This window comes from Acinetobacter sp. N1-1 (assembly GCF_056711485.1).
This window is the reverse complement of sequence record NZ_JBWXUO010000012.1, coordinates 2,184,567-2,201,632: the sequence shown is the minus strand read 5'-3', so window position 1 is coordinate 2,201,632 and position 17,066 is coordinate 2,184,567. Positions and strand designations below refer to the sequence as shown.

Sequence of the window (17,066 nt, the reverse complement as noted above, 5' to 3'; positions counted from 1 at the left end):
TTGCATATAGAGGCTTTATTTTAAAAAATTATAGGCGTTTGCGTTTTGCAGCAATAATTTGTGATTGACGCATACGAAAGCCTTCTTTCTGTTTGTCTGTTGTTTTTTCAATACAGTAAACACATGATACGCCATGTTCATAAGTTGGCTCTGCAACTTCTTCAGGGGTAAGTGGCCAACCACATGCATGACATTTTGTATTTACACCTTCTTCCATACCGTGTTTCACGGCTGTACGACCATCGAAAACAAAGCATTCTCCTTCCCAAAGGCTTTCTTCAGCAGGCGTTTCTTCTAAATATTTTAGTACGCCACCTTTAAGGTGATAAACTTCATCAAAACCTTCTTGTAAGAGTAGAGAAGTAGATTTTTCACAACGAATACCACCTGTACAGAACATGGCAATTTTTTTATCTTTATGTTGTTCGAGTTCTTTTTTTACATATTCAGGAAATTCGCGGAATGTTTCAGTTTTAGGGTCAATTGCCCCTTTAAATGTTCCTGCTTTATATTCATAATCATTACGTGTGTCAATGAGAATTACATCATCACGTGCGATAAGGTCATTCCATTCTTTTGGATCAAGGTAATGACCAACTAAGTCACGTGGTTTAACTTCTACACCAAGCGTAACAATTTCTTTTTTAAGCTTAATTTTCATTTTACGAAACGGTTTATCAGAGCTATGAGACTCTTTATATTCCATCGCATTGAAGCCTTCACCCAATAAAAATTGATGAATGGTATTAATTGCATCTCTGCTACCTGCTACAGTACCATTGATGCCTTCACCTGCAACAATAAGAGTTCCACATAGGTCAATTGTTTTTACAAGATCTAAAAGACGTTGTTGCAAATCTTTAGGATTCGCTACTTCTTTAAATTGATATAATGCTGCAACAACCCAACCTGCGGTCGCTTGCTGTTCTACAGGTGCAAGCTGTTCTACAGTAGCGTTCATGGATAACTCCAATTGTATTAAGATATAGAAAATTTCAGGCGCATATTTTAGCGTGAAATGCATAGATATGCGAGAAATCCATATAAAAATTATGGGTTATTATTTGTTTTGGAGAGAATAATTTGAGTAATGAACATCATACACCTGCTTTAACCCCATGTGCAGGACGTTGTTCAACCGTTTTTGGTGATCATGTCTGTCGTGGATGTCGCCGTTTTAACCATGAAGTAATTAAGTGGAATAACTATACTGCAAAACAGCAATTGGCTGTATGGAAGCGTCTGGATGAGCAATTAGATAAAGTACTTATTCCTTTATTGCCACATATGACTTTAGAACAAGTCAATTTATTTTTAGAGCGTAAAGGCATACGTTTATTGCCAGAGGCGACTTTAGGTCGTAGGTTGTACCATGCATTAAAGCTTTGCGAAAAAAATAAAAAATTTTCTGAAGAAAGTGGCTTGGGTATATCTAGCAATCAAGTCAAACCATTATGGGATAACTTTGAAAATCGAATTTTAACTTTAGCAAATGCAAGTTATGAGCTGGCTTGGATTCGAGCAAATAGTATCGGAAAAAATTTAATTAGAATGCTTGAGGAAGAGTAGAGCAAAGCTATGAAAACTTTGCTCTAATTATATTATAGTCACTGACCATTAGCACTGATGTGTTATACGGTATTGAACCAACTCTTCAATGGTAATTAGTGTCAGTTGATTTTTTTCTGCATAGTCAAGTACTTGTTGTCCTGCAGCCATTGTCCCATCTGGGTTGGTTAGTTCACATAAAACACCTGAAGACTGATAGCCTGCAAGTCGTGCTAGATCAATGGTCGCTTCGGTATGTCCACGACGTGTGAGTACGCCATTTTCTCGTGCTCGTAGAGGGAAAACATGCCCAGGTCTGTTTAGATCTTCCGCGATAGCACCATGTTTGGTTGCAGCTTTAATAGTAGTCACACGGTCTTGTGCAGATACGCCTGTAGTTACACCATCTTTTGCTTCAATCGTAATTGTAAAGGCTGTATGAAACTGGCTTGAGTTATTTTGAACCATAGGTGGAAGTTTTAGATGATCTGCTAGCTCATGAGTGATACACATGCAGACGATTCCTGATCCATCACGAATCATTTGTGCCATGCAGGAAACTGTTAATGTATCTGCTGCAATAATTAAATCTGCTTCATTTTCACGGTCAAAGTCATCCATAACAAGAACAGGTTTACCTTGCTGAATATCTTTAAGTGCTTGTTCAATACGTTGTGTTGCAGGAGGAAGTGCTTGAAAGAATTGTGATGGTTCAACTAAAATAGACATTTGAAATGCTCCATAAAGAGTAGGAAAACATTTCAGGACTGAGAAATAAGGTCGTTACAATATTGTCAATGCAATAAGATTGAGAACGTCATCTTCTTTCATCCGGACTATAACCGTCGGCTTTGGGGTTTCACCAAATCTGCTAAATACCGATGTATAAAGCTCACGGGCTGACTCTTATAAGAAGATTACCGCCGGTGGGGAATTACACCCCGCCCTGAAGAGATACCTCAGAATTATAGACAGCAAATCTAACGAATTTCAATGGATTATAGCAATGTCTTATGCTTTATTTTTATAAAGCTTATTTGTCTGCTCGATATATGAGGTTTATAACAGTAATTTTTACTAGCAACAATATTTCCAACTTCGACCCTATGTGTGATGGTGAAATTCAAGGAAATAGCCCCTACTAAATGGTTGTCAGTACCAATTTAAAAATATACGCAAGAAATTAGGGTTTATAAGCATTAATTTGATTCATGGCTTGGGGGATATTGCCATTGATGAGTAAGTCAACTTTGCTTAGTGCATGGTGAATTGCATCATCCATTAGATTTTGCTCACTACTTGGTGCTTTACCAAGTACATGACTTGAAACACGATCTTTAGAGCCAGGGTGTCCAATACCTATGCGTAGACGATGAAAATTCGCACCAATATGAGGAACAATATCTCTAAGGCCATTATGTCCGCCATGTCCACCGCCTGATTTTAAGCGGATAACACCTGGGTTCATATCAAGTTCATCGTGTGCTATGAGAATAGATTCAGGGGGAATCTGATAGAACTTTGAGAAAGGTACAACACTTTGACCAGATTTGTTCATGAACGTTGTTGGTAGGAGAAGGCGCACATCTTGTCCATGAATTTGTCCACGTCCTGTAATACCAAAATACTTTGCTTCATTTTTAAGATGAATATTGTATTGTTCGGCAAGACGTTCAACAAACCAGAATCCAGCGTTATGTCTGGTTTGGGCATACTGTGAACCAGGATTACCCAAACCGACAATGAGCGAAATTTTATTCACGAAAAAACGCTCTTTTATCTATTACACGCGAACGAAGTCAGCGTGCATAGGTGTATTTTTAGCAGGGTGGCGCTGTAAAGCTTGGATTTTAACGCTTTCAGTTTTGTCACCAATTTTAACTTCTAAAGTTTCAGTGAAGAAACCATCTTCTAGTAGAAGGCGAGTTAATTCGCGAAGTTCTAAAGTAATTGTAACAGGTTCAGCTTCACCACCGTAGATGATAGCAGGAACGAGTGCTTCACGACGAAGGCGGCGGCTCGCACCTTTCCCTTGTAAATCTTCAGCACGTGCTTGAGCATTTAATACGAATTTAGCCATGAGATAATCCTCATTAAAATGAATAAAAACTAGATTTGCGACCAATCTAGTGATAGAAAAACCCTAACGTAAAGTTAGGGTTTTTTTAAGAAGTCAGTTATTACAGATAACTATCAAACATTGCGCTAATGGATTCTTCGTTGTTAATACGACGAATTGTTTCAGCTACCATGCTTGTCACAGAAACTTGGCGAATTTTTCCAAGTTCTTGTGCTTCTTGAGATAATGGAATTGTATCTGTGACTACCAACTCATCAATGACTGAGTTGCGTAGATTTTCAAGTGCTTTACCAGAAAGCACAGGGTGAGTTGCATAGGCAACAACACGACGCGCACCAAATTGTTTAAGTGCATCAGCCGCTTTACAGAGCGTTCCTGCAGTATCAACCATGTCATCAACGATGACACAATCACGACCTTTTACATCACCAATAAGATGCATCACTTGAGATACATTGGCTTTTTGACGACGTTTATCGATAATTGCAAGATCGATATCACCAAGTAGTTTTGCAACAGCACGAGCACGAACTACACCACCTACATCTGGCGATACAACCATAAGGTTGTCATGCTGCTGTTGACGTAAGTCAGCAAGTAGAGCAGGTGTACCGTAGATGTTATCTACAGGAATATCGAAGAAACCTTGGATTTGGTCTGCATGCAGGTCAATCATTACTACACGGTCAATTCCAACAGTTGTGAGCATATCTGCAACCACTTTTGCTGTAATTGGAACACGAGCAGAACGAGGACGTCTGTCTTGGCGTGCATAACCAAAATATGGGATAACAGCTGTAATACGTCCAGCGCTAGCACGACGTAGGGCATCCGCCATTACCAAGATTTCCATAAGGTTATCGTTGGTTGGTGCACATGTAGGCTGTACGATAAAGACATCTTTACCACGAACATTTTCAGTGATTTCAATAGCGATTTCACCATCTGAAAAGCGGGTAACAGAAGCAGAGCCTAAAGGCACATGTAAATGGCTTACAACTTTTTGAGCGAATTGTGGATGGGCGTTTCCACTAAAAACGACAAGATTGGGCATGAAGCACCCTTGGCGGTTGGCATGTTTAGAAGAATATGGCAGGGGTAGCTGGATTCGAACCAACGGATGGCGAGATCAAAACCCGCTGCCTTACCACTTGGCGATACCCCTAATGTGTGCAAAACTTTAAAGTTTTTATTCAATATTGTCAAGAAAAAATGACATTATTGAAAAATATGCACGCTGTTTTTGTATATCAAATTGGCAGGGGTAGCTGGATTCGAACCAACGGATGGCGAGATCAAAACCCGCTGCCTTACCACTTGGCGATACCCCTAGCATGATTTTTGTATTGGCAGGGGTAGCTGGATTCGAACCAACGAATGGCGAGATCAAAACCCGCTGCCTTACCACTTGGCGATACCCCTAGTATACAAAAATCTCAGGTGAAAATAATGGCAGGGGTAGCTGGATTCGAACCAACGGATGGCGAGATCAAAACCCGCTGCCTTACCACTTGGCGATACCCCTACAATTAACTTAAAGATGAATAAGTGGAGATTCTTCTAAACTATTTACCAAGTAAGTGTTACATGGTGAATTTTTTAAAATATGCTCTACATTCATACTTTCAGTTGTTTCAACAAAAACACAAGCACCTGTTCCTGTAAGCTTTGCATTTCCAAATTGGTTTAGATATTGCATTGCTTCATCAACTTGAGGGTAAAGTTTTTTCGCAAGATGCTCAAAACAATTTCCAAAATTCGATGGCTGTTGTTGATAGGCGCAAAATTTAGAGGGCTTTGAGTCTCTTGTCAATGTTTTTTGTGAAAAAAGCTTTTGGGTGCTGATAAAACAGTCAGGCTTGAGGATTATGTAACATTTTTTAGGCAAATTAATAGGGGATATTTGTTCTCCAATGCCTTCAGCCCAAGCATTTTTTCCATATATAAATATAGGGACATCTGCGCCGAGTTGTAGTGCTAAATGTGCAAGTTCGACTTTATTTAAGCCACATTGCCATATTTGATTAAGAACAATAAGTGCAGTGGCAGCATTTGAAGAGCCTCCACCAAGCCCTGCTCCCATAGGAATATTTTTTTCAATTTTGATATGCAAGCCATGATTATTTTTTGCATAAGGCTTAAGTAATTGAGCTGCTTTATAGATGAGATTATCTGTGCTATCGACTGAAGGTATTCCCTCTATAATGATTTGATCTGAGTCTATTTGGTTGAATGATAGCCAGTCATATAGGTCAATGAGCTGAAATATAGTCTGTAGCTCATGGTAGCCATCTTGTCTGCGACCAGTAATATGTAAAAAGAGATTAATTTTTGCAGGGGATGCGGCCTTGATCATTTTTAATTCATTGTCCTATTTTGAATAACCATAATAATGCGATTTTCCTGCTCATTTGGCAGTACTTGTTTTAAAATTAGTTTATTAGGCAATGTTTGGGATTCATTATAATAAATTAAACTTACATTCCAGCCATCCTCTACAATATTGATTAATCTACCTTGTGAGTCTGTTGTTGTTCGTGCTGTATGGGTTGCAGTTTTAGCTTGTACCCATTGAATAAGATCTGTAATAGGTGTTTGCCAACCAGTTGCTTTCTCAAGTAGTTCTTCAGGCGAATTTGCAGAAATAGTGCCTGTTTTTGCACTTGTTAGGGTAGCTTGTCCAAGTTGACCTTCGATATGCGTTTTTCCAATGCCTAAAGCGCCTGTAAGGTCGATATTGAAGTAGTTGTCTTGCTGAGTCCATGTGAAAAAGGCACTTCCTGATTGCTCAGCTGTTCTTACTCCAATTTTTCCATCGAGCTGAAATATATTTTTTTTTACAGGCTTTGAAGGCAATGTGTGAGTGGCTTGATGTGGCTGGACATAGTTTTGGCATCCACTAAGGGTAAGTATATTGCCCATGACGTAAGCAAGGCTAAGTTTAGTGATTAATCGCATTTTATTTACTGCTCATAGATTCTTGTTGGGGGAGTAATAGTGCTTGGAGTTGCTGAATATCTTTATTGTTAGGGAAGTCGATTGCCAACTGTTGTGCTAATTCGGTAAATTTTTTACTTTCATTGGTAAGATAGAATGCATGTGCTAAACGTAAAGCAGTATTTGGATTGTTGTTAAATAAATATGCTTTTTCTAATACAGGGATTGCTGTTTTAAAGTCATTTTGTAGAAATGCAATATAACCATAAGTATCTAAAATAGCTGCTTGATCAGGTGCATTGTTTAGTGCCTTTTCCACATATTCACGTGCATCAGAAAGTCGTCGGTTTTGTAGAGCAAGTGTATAAGCATAAGCATTTAAGTATGTTGGACTTTCTGGATCAAGCTCTAATAAACGATTTAAATCTTTTTCAAGTATATCTTTGTCTTGGTAAGGGTTGAGTAGTAAAACTTGTGCATAGATGAGGTCTGGATCATCGGGTAAGTTTTGTATTGCTTCACTAAGTAGTTCAATAGCAGCAGGCTTATTTTGCATTTTTTTGAGAATATCTGCTTGTAACTGATATAGGAAACTTGCGTACTGTGGGTAGTTTACTCGCTCTTGTGTAAGAAAGCGTAAAGCATCACTTAACCGATTTGTTTTATCAAAAATATTAATTAAATTGCGTCTAGAAACGGTATATAAGCTTCCATTGACTAGTCTATAATAGGCCATTGCTGTTTCGTAGTGCTGTTTACGTTCTGCATTAATTGCAAGGTAATAGTTGGCTTCATTTTGATATTGTTGTGAATTTTTTAACTCTAATAAAAAGTTTTCAGCCATGCTATATCGTTTTAAGTCAATGCTTGTTAGCCCAGCAATGAAAACAGCTTCATCTGAAGATGGCCATATGCGTACAATAGTTTGTAGCTTTTTTAGAGCGCGCTCGGCTTGTCCGATACGAATAAGATATTTGGCTTCAGCTAAACGTACTTCATAATTATAGCGATGAGATTGGATTGATTTGTTGTACCAAGCTTCTGTTGCGCTCTCATTGCCTGATGTTTCAAGTAAACTGGCTTTGAGTAGAATGAAGCTAGTAACATTTGGTTTTTTCTTTAGCGCTTGTTGTACATCTTTGAGTGCTTGTGGTAAGTCATTGTTTTGTGCTTCTAAGCTTGAAATGAGTACAAGAATTGAAGGGTTTCTTCTTGCTTTACTGTGTCGTAACGCATGAAGTAAAATATCTCTATCATGTTGATTATCTGGTGAAATTCCAGTAAGTATTTCAGCCAGATCGGCATCTGAATCAATACTTAGAATTTTATCAAGTGTTTCTGCTGTAAGTTCATATTTATGAGCTTTTAGTGAAATATGTGTGAGATAAAATAGTGCTGGTACATCCGATGGGTCTTGTTGTACCCAGTGTGATGCAATTGCTAGAGCAATGTTAAAGCTATTTGCTTCGAGTGCTACATCTAATGCACGTTGTTTGGCAATAGTTGAGTCTGTATGTAATGCAAGATTTTTATAGTTGTATACAGCAAGTTTAGGCTGGTTATAGTTGAGTGCAAATTCTGCAACCATGCTTTGTTTTAGTGGGAGAGTTTTATAATGTTGATTTATATTTTGTGCAAAGCTAGTGGTAGACAAGCCACTCAAGGCAATGCTACCTAACAGTAAGATTGTGTTAGAATATTGCCGAAACAATGTATTTGAGTTTTGGCGAATGGTTTGCTGCAAAGTTTCTTTATCCAAATATCTAGCTTATTATGACACTCATGATGCACAATAACACATGCAAAATTTTAGTTAAATGATGATATGACGACATGACGTTTTTTGCCCTTGGTGTCAACCATCATACAGCCTCTGTTGAATTACGCGAGCGTATTGCTTTTAATGCAGAACGCTTAAGTACTTTGTTGTCTAAACAAAGTGAACAAGAAGACTTAAATGATCTTGTTGTCGTTTCTACCTGTAACCGCACCGAAATTTATGCAAACGCTGAAAATATAGACATTTTATTGGCTTGGTTAGCACAAACCAATGATATTGATGTAAAGCAATTGTTTAATCATGTATACCGCTATGAAAATATTCAGGCTGTTTCACATTTAATGCGTGTAGCAAGTGGTTTGGATTCTTTAATGTTGGGTGAGCCTCAAATTTTAGGACAGGTTAAGACAGCGCTTTCATTGGCAAAAGATGCAGGAACTGTTTCTTCGGCTTTAAATGGTATTTTTGATTATGCTTTTTATGCTGCTAAGCGTGTACGTTCTGAAACAGCAGTAGGTAGTCATGCAGTATCTATGGGATATGCAGTTGCACAACTTGCACATCAGGTATTTAGTCATCCTGAGAAGCTGGTTGTACTTATGGTTGCAGCAGGGGAAATGAATAGTTTAGTTGCGAAGCATATGGCCGATATGGGTGTTGCAAAAATTCTTATTTGTAATAGAGGGCTTGAACGCGCTGAAAATTTAAGAGACGAAATTTCTTCCTTTGTTGATGTTGAGATCATACCTTTTGTAGAATTAGCTGATCATTTGTATCGTGCTGATGTTATTTCAAGTTGTACAGGAAGTTTGCATCAGGTGATTGACTATAAGGAAGTAAAAGCTGCTTTAAAGAAAAGACGCTATCAACAGATGTTGATGGTCGATCTCGCTGTACCACGAGATATAGATCCAAAAGTAGAAAACTTAGATGGTGTATATTTATATGGTGTAGATGATTTACAAACGGTAATTGATGAGAATCTTGCACAACGTCGTCAAGCAGCAGTTGAAGCTGAGGTTATGGTTAACCAGTTAGCAACACAGCTTGTATCTAAACAGAAAGTAAAAAGAGCGAGTGGGGTAATTGCAGCATACCGAGATGCAGGAAATCATGTTCAACAGCAGGAGCTGAGCTTAGCACTACAGCAGCTACAAAGTGGTGAAGATGCAGAAAAAGTACTAAATGACTTTTCACATCGTTTAACACAAAAATTATTGCATCCAACCTCATTACTTTTACGAGAAGCTGTTAAAGAAAATGATCCTGAGTATTTTGACTGGATGAAAGAAAATCTACAGCAAATTTTGGCAAACAACCGTATTCCTAAAAAAAATCATTAGATTGAGTTTGTGTTGAATAGGCACTTTATTACATGTCTTTCGTCAACTTAAAAGTTTGAACTGATAAGTCATTTTTTTATTTTTATTTAATATTTTGATTTTATTATATAAATAAATAATTTTGTTTTTGTTTTAATTAGACATATCTGTATATGTATTGGCAGAATAAATCATAAGGTTATAATAAAATAAATAGGATTTAAAATCTTCGATCTTTAGGGGTAAGTTGGTTTTATATCCATTATTGAATTCAGCTTTTTTCTATTTATAAATATCTTATAAGCTAAGATATAGGAGTCAGATATGAAACATATCGATGTAACTAACTTGCTATCGAAAGCATCTGATTTACCTCTTATTCGTCAAAGTCGTAGTTATCAACATCAAGTTTTTGTAAAGATGAATGAAAAAGCAACAGTTATTATTCATGATTTACCTGAAAAGATAAGAATGAATATACCGTCAATTTCAGTTGGTGTATTTGATGGAGAGTTTGAAGAGCAGCATAGTGTTTTAGAGCAGGTAAAAAAATTAAAAGTTCAGCAGTTTGTTCGTAGTAAATATAATCAATTTTTTCATTAAATTGTTTATGCTCAGGGCAAAGACTTTGCCCTGAAAAAACTTATTATAGAAGCTGTAAACTAATTTGCTTTGTAAGCTCATTGAGTTGTTTGCGAAGATGTTGTGATTCTTGTAATGACTGGGGTTTTTTCATTTTTCTACGTAAATAAGCACCTTTTAAAGTTAGGGTGTATTCCTGAGCAAGGTTAAATGCTTTTTCGGGTGTATCAACTAAACTAAATATATTTGTTCGTTGTAATAGTTCTAAAATAATATGATGATATTCACTTGTTGCGCCTAATATATAATACATTGCGGCATCTTGCTCTTCTGGAAGAGTGTTAAACAAAGCCTTTAAGATTTCTAAAATTTCAGAAAGTAATTCTTCTTTAGGAATATGTTCTTGTAAGCTTGAAAATTGTTGATATAAAAATGGATGGCTAATAAGTAAGGCTATGGCATAGTCTTCTATGCGTGTTTGAATATTAAAAGATAATGCAGCATCGTTACTTACTTTAGGGGTGAATCGTTTACCTAAGCCGAGTTTTTCTCGAAATGATTGGTTTAATAAATAACGGTAAGAACCTTTTTGTGGCAGTAAATTAGTGAGGCTGCGTAACTCCGCCATAACTTGGCTTTTGCCTTCAGGACTTGAAATGTCGTAACTATGACTAAGAAGCGCAAATAAAAAGTCAGAAAGTAAGGGGGATTGCTCCCAAAGAGCTTTAAATTTTTCTACACCTTCGCGTCGAATGAGTGAGTCTGGGTCATGTTCATCTGGGAGAATGAAGAACTTCAGCTCTCTCCCATCATTGAGTAATGGAAGTGCAATTTCGAGTGTTCTACGTGCTGCTTTTTGACCCGCACTATCGCCGTCAAAAGCAATTGTTATACGGTGATTTCGTCTAAATAGAATATTAAGGTGATCTGTATTGCTTGCTGTGCCTAGCGTTGCAACAGCACCGTGAATATTTGCTTGGCTTAAAGCAATTACATCCATATAGCCTTCAACCATGAGCCAATCTTGTGCTTTATTTTTTCCTCCTTCGTATAAGCCATAAAGTAGTTGATTTTTATGAAAAACATCGGAATCTGGTGAGTTAATATATTTAGGTTTAATTTCGTTATTTAGCGCACGACCACCAAAGCCGACAACACGACCTTTACTGTCTCTAATAGGGAATATGACGCGGTCACGCAATAAGTCAAAATCCCTTCCGTTATCACTTGTGCGAATAAGACCAATTTGTTTTATGCCCTCAATATCTTGTGGAAAAGCTTGCTCAAGATGTTGCCAACCTTCAGGTGCATAGCCTAATCGCCAAGATTGAATGGTTTGTTGTGTTAAGCCACGTTGTTGAAAATACTGCTGTGCATGGGGGTGCTGAGTGAGCTGTTGTTCATAGTATTGTGCAATATTTTCAAGTAGATCATATAGGTTTCCTTCTTGATGCTCTTTAGTGAAGCTTTCTTCAAGCACTGTGAAGTCATTTGCATGATCTGATTCAATAAATTCAAAAGGGTCATGTGCTGCTTTAAATGCAGGAGAGGTATCTGTGCTTTCTGCGTGTGTGTTTGGTTTAGTTTGAGTTTTTATATATGTTGGCTTCTTGGTATCAAACTGTTCTTTTGGCAATTCAATACTTGCGATACTTGCCAGTTCTTTAACAACATCGGGAAAGCCTCGGCTTTCATATTCCATTAAAAATCGGATTGCGTTTCCGTTTGCTTGGCAACCAAAGCAATGATAGTACTGTTTATCACGATAAACATGGAATGAAGGACTCTTTTCTTGATGAAAAGGGCAACATCCAGAATAGGTTCTTCCCGTTTTTTTGAGTTTGACACGTTGTCCAATAAGTTCGACTAAATCGATACGATCTAGAATTTGGTCAATAGTCTGCTGTGGAATAGCCATATAATGGACACATGCTTATCAAAAATGTGGCATTTTAGTTTATCAAATTTTTGATAAGCAAAAAATAAAAGGTAAGCATTTGCTTACCTTTTATGAGTATTTCGAAAGACTCTTCTTAGTTTACAACTTTAGACTTATCGATGAGTCCAAAAGATAGGCGGTTTAACCAGCTACGTTTTGGTGTTTGGCTAACGCTAGGTTGTGTTTCTACAGTTGGTTTTACGGCCTCATGATGGTCGGGACGGTCTAATAACCCAAAGCTTAAACGGTTTGTTAAACTACGAGAATTATGAGTAGTTTGACTTTTGACTGAGTTTTCTTCACCGCGACCAAAAATACCAAGGGTTGCACGGTTCAAGAAACTTCCTTCATGGCGAGCTGCTTTTAAGTTCACTGTACCATTTGCTTTAACTAAGTTAGGGTAGTTCAGTTTAAGTACATTAATATATTGATTTGCTGTCGTTTGATCGCCAAGAGCATTATAGCTATAAGCAACTGTTGCCAGTGCTTCAGGAATTTGAGGTGTTTCAGGATAATGTTCTATAACCCATTGACCACGATCGATAGCAGCAACCCATGCTTGACGCTTAATGTTGAATCTAGCGATTTCCATTTCGTGTTCTGCAAGTTCTTGTCCAATAAACCTCATGCGTTCAGCAGCATCTACTGCATATTGGCTTGAGGGGTAACGACGAATAAAATCAACAAAATTTTGATATGCTACTTTTAGATAGCTAACATCACGATGAGACTGTTTTAATGATGTATAACGAATAATACCGTCATAGTTTTGCTCCATATTTGCAACACCACGCGCATAGTAAGCATATGCTAAGTCTGCTTCAGGCGCATCTGGGTTGGAGCGAATAAAGCGTTCAGATGCCGAGATAGCACCTGGATAATCTTTCTGTTGAAATTTTATATAAATAAGATCAAGCTGTGCTTGTTCAACATGAGTTCCTGTTGGGAAGTATGTATCAATCGCTTGAAAATTCTTTGCTGCTTCGTTGTACTGACCTTTATCTAAAGCAGTTTGTCCAGCGCTGTAGTATGTTTCTTCGCTCATTTTTGGGCCAAGATCAGCTTCTTTTTTTGATGGATTACTGCTACAGCCCACAAATGTACAAGCAATGCCTAAAGAAAGTGCAAGCATCGTAACTTTATAACGTGGTAGCGACATAAAAATTCCTCAGTTAATACGGGCAATGAGCTACAATGGCACTATTAAACCATTAATTGTTCTAATGAGCCAAATGACTTCGATAAATTCTTCTCATTCTAATTCCACTGAAACAGATTTCAACTTACTTGAAGAGATTGATGATGCAGATAATCATAATTCTTCGGCAACTGCAACACATTTATCGTTGCAATTTCAGTTGGATGAACAGTATTTAGGTCTACGAATAGACCAAGTAGCTGCAACAGTATGGCCCGATTTTTCTCGTGAAAAGCTAAAGCAATGGATGAAAGATGGCCATTTATTAGTCGATGGAAATGTAGTTAAGCCTAAATATCGTTGCGAAGGTAAAGAGCTTTTAACACTAGATGTTGAACTAGAGCAACAAACTCGCAGTAAACCTGAAAATATTCCTTTAGATATTGTCTATGAGGATGATGATATTTTAGTCATTAACAAGCCTGTAGGTATGGTTGTGCATCCGGGTGCAGGGAATCCATCGGGTACATTGGTAAATGCACTTCTACACTATGCACCTAAAACAGCTGAGTTATCTCGTGCAGGTTTGGTTCATCGTATAGATAAAGATACTTCAGGTTTGCTTGTTGTTGCTAAAACATTGGAAGCGCAGTTCTCACTTTCTAGGCAGTTGGCACGTAAATCTGTTTATCGTGTGTATGATCTAATTGTCTATGGCAATATTATTGCAGGTGGTACAGTCGATGAACCGATTAAACGTCACCCTGTAGATCGTATAAAAATGGCTGTTCTTCCCGGGGGGAGAGATGCTATTACACACTATAATGTGAAGGAGCGGTTTCAACATTTTACAAGAGTACAAGCGCAATTAGAGACAGGACGTACACATCAGATTCGTGTACATTTTAGCTACATTGGATATGGACTAGTCGGTGATCCTGTATATATGAATCGTGTGCGTGTACCTGCAGGTGCATCTGAACGACTAACTGAAATGTTAAGAGGATTTCGCCGTCAAGCTTTACATGCTGCTAAATTGGGCTTGGTTCATCCAAGAACTCAGGAAGAGATGCTTTTTGAAGCGCCGTGGCCAGATGATTTTACTGCATTAGTAACAGTATTACGTGAAGAAAATAAAGCATACTAAAAGCATAGATTGCAAAAATATCAAAGAAGTACAAGTAGTCAGGTGCTTCTTTGATTTAAATAGGGATGAAGAAGATGATTCGATTTGTAGAGGGACTACCCAAAGGAATATATGTTGGACAAACTCGATTAGAACTTGAAAGTAGTTTGCCTGCAAAGCAGTCTGAATTAGATGGATTTAATTTGGCATTACATGTTGGTGATGATGAAGCACGTGTACATGCACATCGTATTGCATTGCTAGAGTATTTAAAGCCATTCCATGTGTCAAAAATGACATGGTTACAGCAAACACATAGTACCATCTGCCATGTTGTTAATGATGAAATTAAATTTTCCCCTCGTGTAGGTGATGGTCTTATTACGCAAATGCAGGGTCATGCACTAATGATTATGACTGCTGACTGTTTACCTATTGTATTTGGGAATGATGATGAAGTTGCAAATGTACATGCAGGTTGGAGAGGTCTTGCGGCTGGTATTATTGAAAGTACGATTAAAACAATGAAAAAACCACCGACATGGGCTTGGTTAGGTGCATGTATTGGTCAAAATAGTTTTGAAATTGGCCTAGAGGTTAAAGAAATATTTTGTAAAAAATATGCTATTGAGTCTGCATTTTTAACTAAAGAAAACATAGAAAATAAAGCATATGCTGATTTATATGCGATTGCTGCATATATTTTAAAGCAATTTGGTGTATTGCAGATCTTAGGTGGAACAGAATGTACTTTTTCACAAAATAAGGATTATTTTTCTTATCGGCGTCAGCCTAAAACAGGAAGAATGGCAACATTCGTATTTATAAATAAATTCATGGTAAAATAGTCGGGTTTAAACCACTTGTGTCTAATACCATGTCGGCATCTGAAAAAATCTTATCTATTATTTATCATAGTCCTTATGGCCATACTGCTAAGGTTGCAAGCTATATAGCTCAAGGTGCAGAAAAGATGGGTGTAAAAGTTTTTCTCATGTCTATTGAAGATATTCAATGGGAAATTCTAGATCAATCTCACGGTATAATTTTTGGCTCACCAACGTATATGGGGAGTGTTTCGGGCCCATTTAAAATGTTTATGGACAGTACATCAAAGCGTTGGATGTCACGTGCATGGCAAGGGAAAATGGCGGCAGGATTTACAAACTCAGGTGGTTTAAGTGGAGATAAACTTTCTGTATTACAGCAAATAAATCTTTTTGCAATGCAACATGGAATGTTATGGACGGGTTTACCACTGCTTGCTAAAGGACATACAGAGTTAGATTTAAACCGTTTAGCTAGCCATTTAGGATTAATGACGCAGTCGGATAATGCGCCTGTGGATATTACACCGCCTGAAGGTGATTTGAAGACAGCTTTATGGTTTGGTGAGTATGTTGCTTTGACTCTACAAAGAATAAAAAGCTAGAAGTGACCTACAGTGATCGTATTTAATATAAAAGCCCTCCATATGTAGAGGGCTTTTTATTATTTATGAAAGAGTCTTGCTTTGTCGCGTTTCCAGTCACGGTCTTTTTCACTGGCGCGTTTGTCATGAAGTTGTTTACCTTTTACAAGAGCAATTTCAAGCTTAACAAGATGACCTTTCCAATAGCATGCTAAAGGTACACATGAGTAACCTTTCTGGTTCACGGCTCCCATAAGTCTTTCAATTTCTTTTCTAGACAGCAACAGCTTTCTAGAGCGAGTAGCTTCTGGTACGACATGGGTAGAAGCTGAAAGTAGGGGCTGGATTTGAGCACCAAAAAGATATGCTTCACTATTTTTAAAAATAACATAGCTTTCGACAAGACTCATACGACCTGCACGCAAAGACTTTACTTCCCAACCTTGTAAGGAAAGGCCTGCTTCAAATTTTTCTTCAATAAAATAATCATGGCGGGCACGCTTATTCTGTGCAATTGTACCGCCATTATTTTTTTTAACTACTTTTACGTTCGCCATAATCTATATATTCCAAATCTGCATCTATTGTGCCGTAAACTTTAGACGAGGTGAAGTGTTTCTTATATTAAAGGCTGTTATGGAGTCCATTCTCTAAAAATCAAGTTTTTGTTAGAATGGTATGTTATATGAAAAAATTTGAGTGTAATTTGGATGTCTAAAAGCCGTATCATTTATCCTGGAACATTTGATCCGATTACAAAAGGTCATATTGATTTAGTTGTAAGAGCATCTAAGATGTTCGATGAGGTTATTGTAGCAATTGCTGCTGGACATCATAAAAAGCCACTTTTTTCTTTAGATGAGCGTGTTTCACTTGCACAGCAATCTTTTTCCGAGCTAGACAATATTAAGTTTATTGGTTTTGATGGTTTGCTTGTTAATTTCTTTAATGAACAAAATGCAACAGCTGTTCTACGTGGTTTAAGAGCAGTATCTGATTTTGAGTATGAATTTCAACTTGCCAATATGAACAGAACCTTAGATGCAAGGTTTGAAACAGTATTCTTGACGCCATCCGAACAGTACTCATTTATTTCATCAACAATGGTGCGTGAGATTGCTCGTTTAGATGGTGATGTTTCAAAATTCGTGCCTGAGCATGTTGTTCAAGCATTTCAGCGTAAGTATGCAAAAGGGTAATAAA

At 37.5% G+C, this 17,066-nt stretch carries 17 protein-coding genes, 4 tRNA genes, 2 pseudogenes and 1 riboswitch; of the genes and pseudogenes, 7 read left to right on the top strand and 16 right to left on the bottom strand.

Translation table 11 applies throughout. The features are described from left to right. Positions 1-28: 28 nt before the first annotated feature. The gene (gene trhO / locus AC1MPL_RS10955; protein WP_479765976.1) at positions 29-961 is read right to left on the bottom strand and encodes an oxygen-dependent tRNA uridine(34) hydroxylase TrhO; all 933 of its coding nucleotides are present in this window, start codon (positions 959-961) and stop codon (positions 29-31) included. 122 nt (positions 962-1,083) lie between these two features. Here trhO and AC1MPL_RS10950 point away from each other — a divergent pair, with 122 nt between their 5' ends. Further along, the gene (locus AC1MPL_RS10950) at positions 1,084-1,569 is read left to right on the top strand and encodes a DUF1289 domain-containing protein (RefSeq protein WP_479765975.1); all 486 of its coding nucleotides are present in this window, start codon (positions 1,084-1,086) and stop codon (positions 1,567-1,569) included. Positions 1,570-1,617: 48 nt separating this feature from the next. Here the strand turns inward: AC1MPL_RS10950 and ribB are convergent, their stop codons facing one another. The 11 genes from ribB to AC1MPL_RS10895 all read right to left on the bottom strand — a co-directional run bounded on the left by ribB (position 1,618) and on the right by AC1MPL_RS10895 (position 8,309). Then, complete coding sequence (ribB, locus tag AC1MPL_RS10945; RefSeq protein ID WP_479765974.1) at positions 1,618-2,277, bottom strand: 3,4-dihydroxy-2-butanone-4-phosphate synthase; 660 nt, start codon at positions 2,275-2,277, stop codon at positions 1,618-1,620. A gap of 86 nt (positions 2,278-2,363) precedes the next feature. Next, a riboswitch (FMN riboswitch) is annotated at positions 2,364-2,506 on the bottom strand. Positions 2,507-2,731: 225 nt separating this feature from the next. Then, a complete protein-coding gene (pth, locus tag AC1MPL_RS10940) occupies positions 2,732-3,310 on the bottom strand; it encodes an aminoacyl-tRNA hydrolase (protein WP_479765973.1) in 579 nt (192 codons plus the stop codon). Positions 3,311-3,331: 21 nt separating this feature from the next. Then, entirely contained in the window at positions 3,332-3,628 is a 297-nt protein-coding gene (gene rplY, locus AC1MPL_RS10935; RefSeq protein WP_479765971.1) for a 50S ribosomal protein L25, read from the bottom strand. 100 nt (positions 3,629-3,728) lie between these two features. After that, positions 3,729-4,682: a ribose-phosphate pyrophosphokinase gene (locus tag AC1MPL_RS10930; RefSeq protein ID WP_479765970.1), complete on the bottom strand. Its 954-nt coding sequence runs from the start codon at positions 4,680-4,682 to the stop codon at positions 3,729-3,731. Between the two features lie 36 nt (positions 4,683-4,718). Beyond that, a tRNA-Gln gene (locus AC1MPL_RS10925) sits at positions 4,719-4,793 on the bottom strand. A gap of 91 nt (positions 4,794-4,884) precedes the next feature. Further along, a tRNA-Gln gene (locus AC1MPL_RS10920) sits at positions 4,885-4,959 on the bottom strand. A 16-nt stretch (positions 4,960-4,975) separates the two neighbouring features. After that, positions 4,976-5,050: transfer RNA gene (locus AC1MPL_RS10915), tRNA-Gln, on the bottom strand. Positions 5,051-5,078: 28 nt separating this feature from the next. After that, positions 5,079-5,153, bottom strand: a tRNA-Gln gene (locus AC1MPL_RS10910). 9 nt (positions 5,154-5,162) lie between these two features. Continuing rightward, entirely contained in the window at positions 5,163-5,984 is an 822-nt protein-coding gene (ispE, locus tag AC1MPL_RS10905; RefSeq protein ID WP_479765969.1) for a 4-(cytidine 5'-diphospho)-2-C-methyl-D-erythritol kinase, read from the bottom strand. A 2-nt stretch (positions 5,985-5,986) separates the two neighbouring features. Further along, entirely contained in the window at positions 5,987-6,586 is a 600-nt protein-coding gene (gene lolB, locus AC1MPL_RS10900; RefSeq protein ID WP_479765968.1) for a lipoprotein insertase outer membrane protein LolB, read from the bottom strand. 1 nt (position 6,587) lies between these two features. After that, complete coding sequence (locus AC1MPL_RS10895) at positions 6,588-8,309, bottom strand: tetratricopeptide repeat protein (protein ID WP_479766224.1); 1,722 nt, start codon at positions 8,307-8,309, stop codon at positions 6,588-6,590. A gap of 89 nt (positions 8,310-8,398) precedes the next feature. Here AC1MPL_RS10895 and hemA point away from each other — a divergent pair, with 89 nt between their 5' ends. Both hemA and AC1MPL_RS10885 read left to right on the top strand, forming a co-directional pair. Further along, positions 8,399-9,688, top strand: a complete 1,290-nt coding sequence (gene hemA / locus AC1MPL_RS10890) for a glutamyl-tRNA reductase (protein WP_479765967.1) — start codon at positions 8,399-8,401, stop codon at positions 9,686-9,688. A 303-nt stretch (positions 9,689-9,991) separates the two neighbouring features. Continuing rightward, positions 9,992-10,270 (top strand): hypothetical protein, encoded by a 279-nt coding sequence (locus AC1MPL_RS10885; RefSeq protein WP_479765966.1) that lies wholly within the window; start codon positions 9,992-9,994, stop codon positions 10,268-10,270. Between the two features lie 43 nt (positions 10,271-10,313). Here AC1MPL_RS10885 and AC1MPL_RS10880 read toward each other — a convergent pair. The 3 genes and pseudogenes from AC1MPL_RS10880 to AC1MPL_RS10870 all read right to left on the bottom strand — a co-directional run. Then, positions 10,314-11,708 (bottom strand): annotated as a pseudogene (locus AC1MPL_RS10880) (DNA primase); the annotation flags it as partial. Between the two features lie 92 nt (positions 11,709-11,800). After that, positions 11,801-12,167, bottom strand: a pseudogene (locus AC1MPL_RS10875) (CHC2 zinc finger domain-containing protein); the annotation flags it as partial. A 115-nt stretch (positions 12,168-12,282) separates the two neighbouring features. After that, positions 12,283-13,347, bottom strand: a complete 1,065-nt coding sequence (locus AC1MPL_RS10870; RefSeq protein WP_479765965.1) for an outer membrane protein assembly factor BamD — start codon at positions 13,345-13,347, stop codon at positions 12,283-12,285. Between the two features lie 73 nt (positions 13,348-13,420). On the opposite strand from AC1MPL_RS10870, the gene rluD reads away from it, so the two are divergent. The 3 genes from rluD to AC1MPL_RS10855 all read left to right on the top strand — a co-directional run bounded on the left by rluD (position 13,421) and on the right by AC1MPL_RS10855 (position 15,884). Then, positions 13,421-14,473 (top strand): 23S rRNA pseudouridine(1911/1915/1917) synthase RluD, encoded by a 1,053-nt coding sequence (gene rluD / locus AC1MPL_RS10865; protein ID WP_479765963.1) that lies wholly within the window; start codon positions 13,421-13,423, stop codon positions 14,471-14,473. A gap of 77 nt (positions 14,474-14,550) precedes the next feature. Then, positions 14,551-15,300 carry a peptidoglycan editing factor PgeF gene (pgeF, locus tag AC1MPL_RS10860; RefSeq protein ID WP_479766223.1) on the top strand — a complete coding sequence of 250 codons (750 nt, stop codon included), beginning with the start codon at positions 14,551-14,553 and terminating at the stop codon, positions 15,298-15,300. A 29-nt stretch (positions 15,301-15,329) separates the two neighbouring features. Further along, complete coding sequence (locus tag AC1MPL_RS10855) at positions 15,330-15,884, top strand: flavodoxin family protein (protein WP_479766222.1); 555 nt, start codon at positions 15,330-15,332, stop codon at positions 15,882-15,884. Positions 15,885-15,943: 59 nt separating this feature from the next. Here AC1MPL_RS10855 and smpB read toward each other — a convergent pair whose 3' ends face one another. Then, positions 15,944-16,420, bottom strand: coding sequence for an SsrA-binding protein SmpB (smpB, locus tag AC1MPL_RS10850; RefSeq protein ID WP_023273775.1), 477 nt, complete (start codon positions 16,418-16,420; stop codon positions 15,944-15,946). A gap of 153 nt (positions 16,421-16,573) precedes the next feature. Between smpB and coaD the strand changes: the two genes are divergently transcribed. Then, the gene (gene coaD, locus AC1MPL_RS10845; RefSeq protein ID WP_479765962.1) at positions 16,574-17,062 is read left to right on the top strand and encodes a pantetheine-phosphate adenylyltransferase; all 489 of its coding nucleotides are present in this window, start codon (positions 16,574-16,576) and stop codon (positions 17,060-17,062) included. Positions 17,063-17,066: the final 4 nt, after the last annotated feature.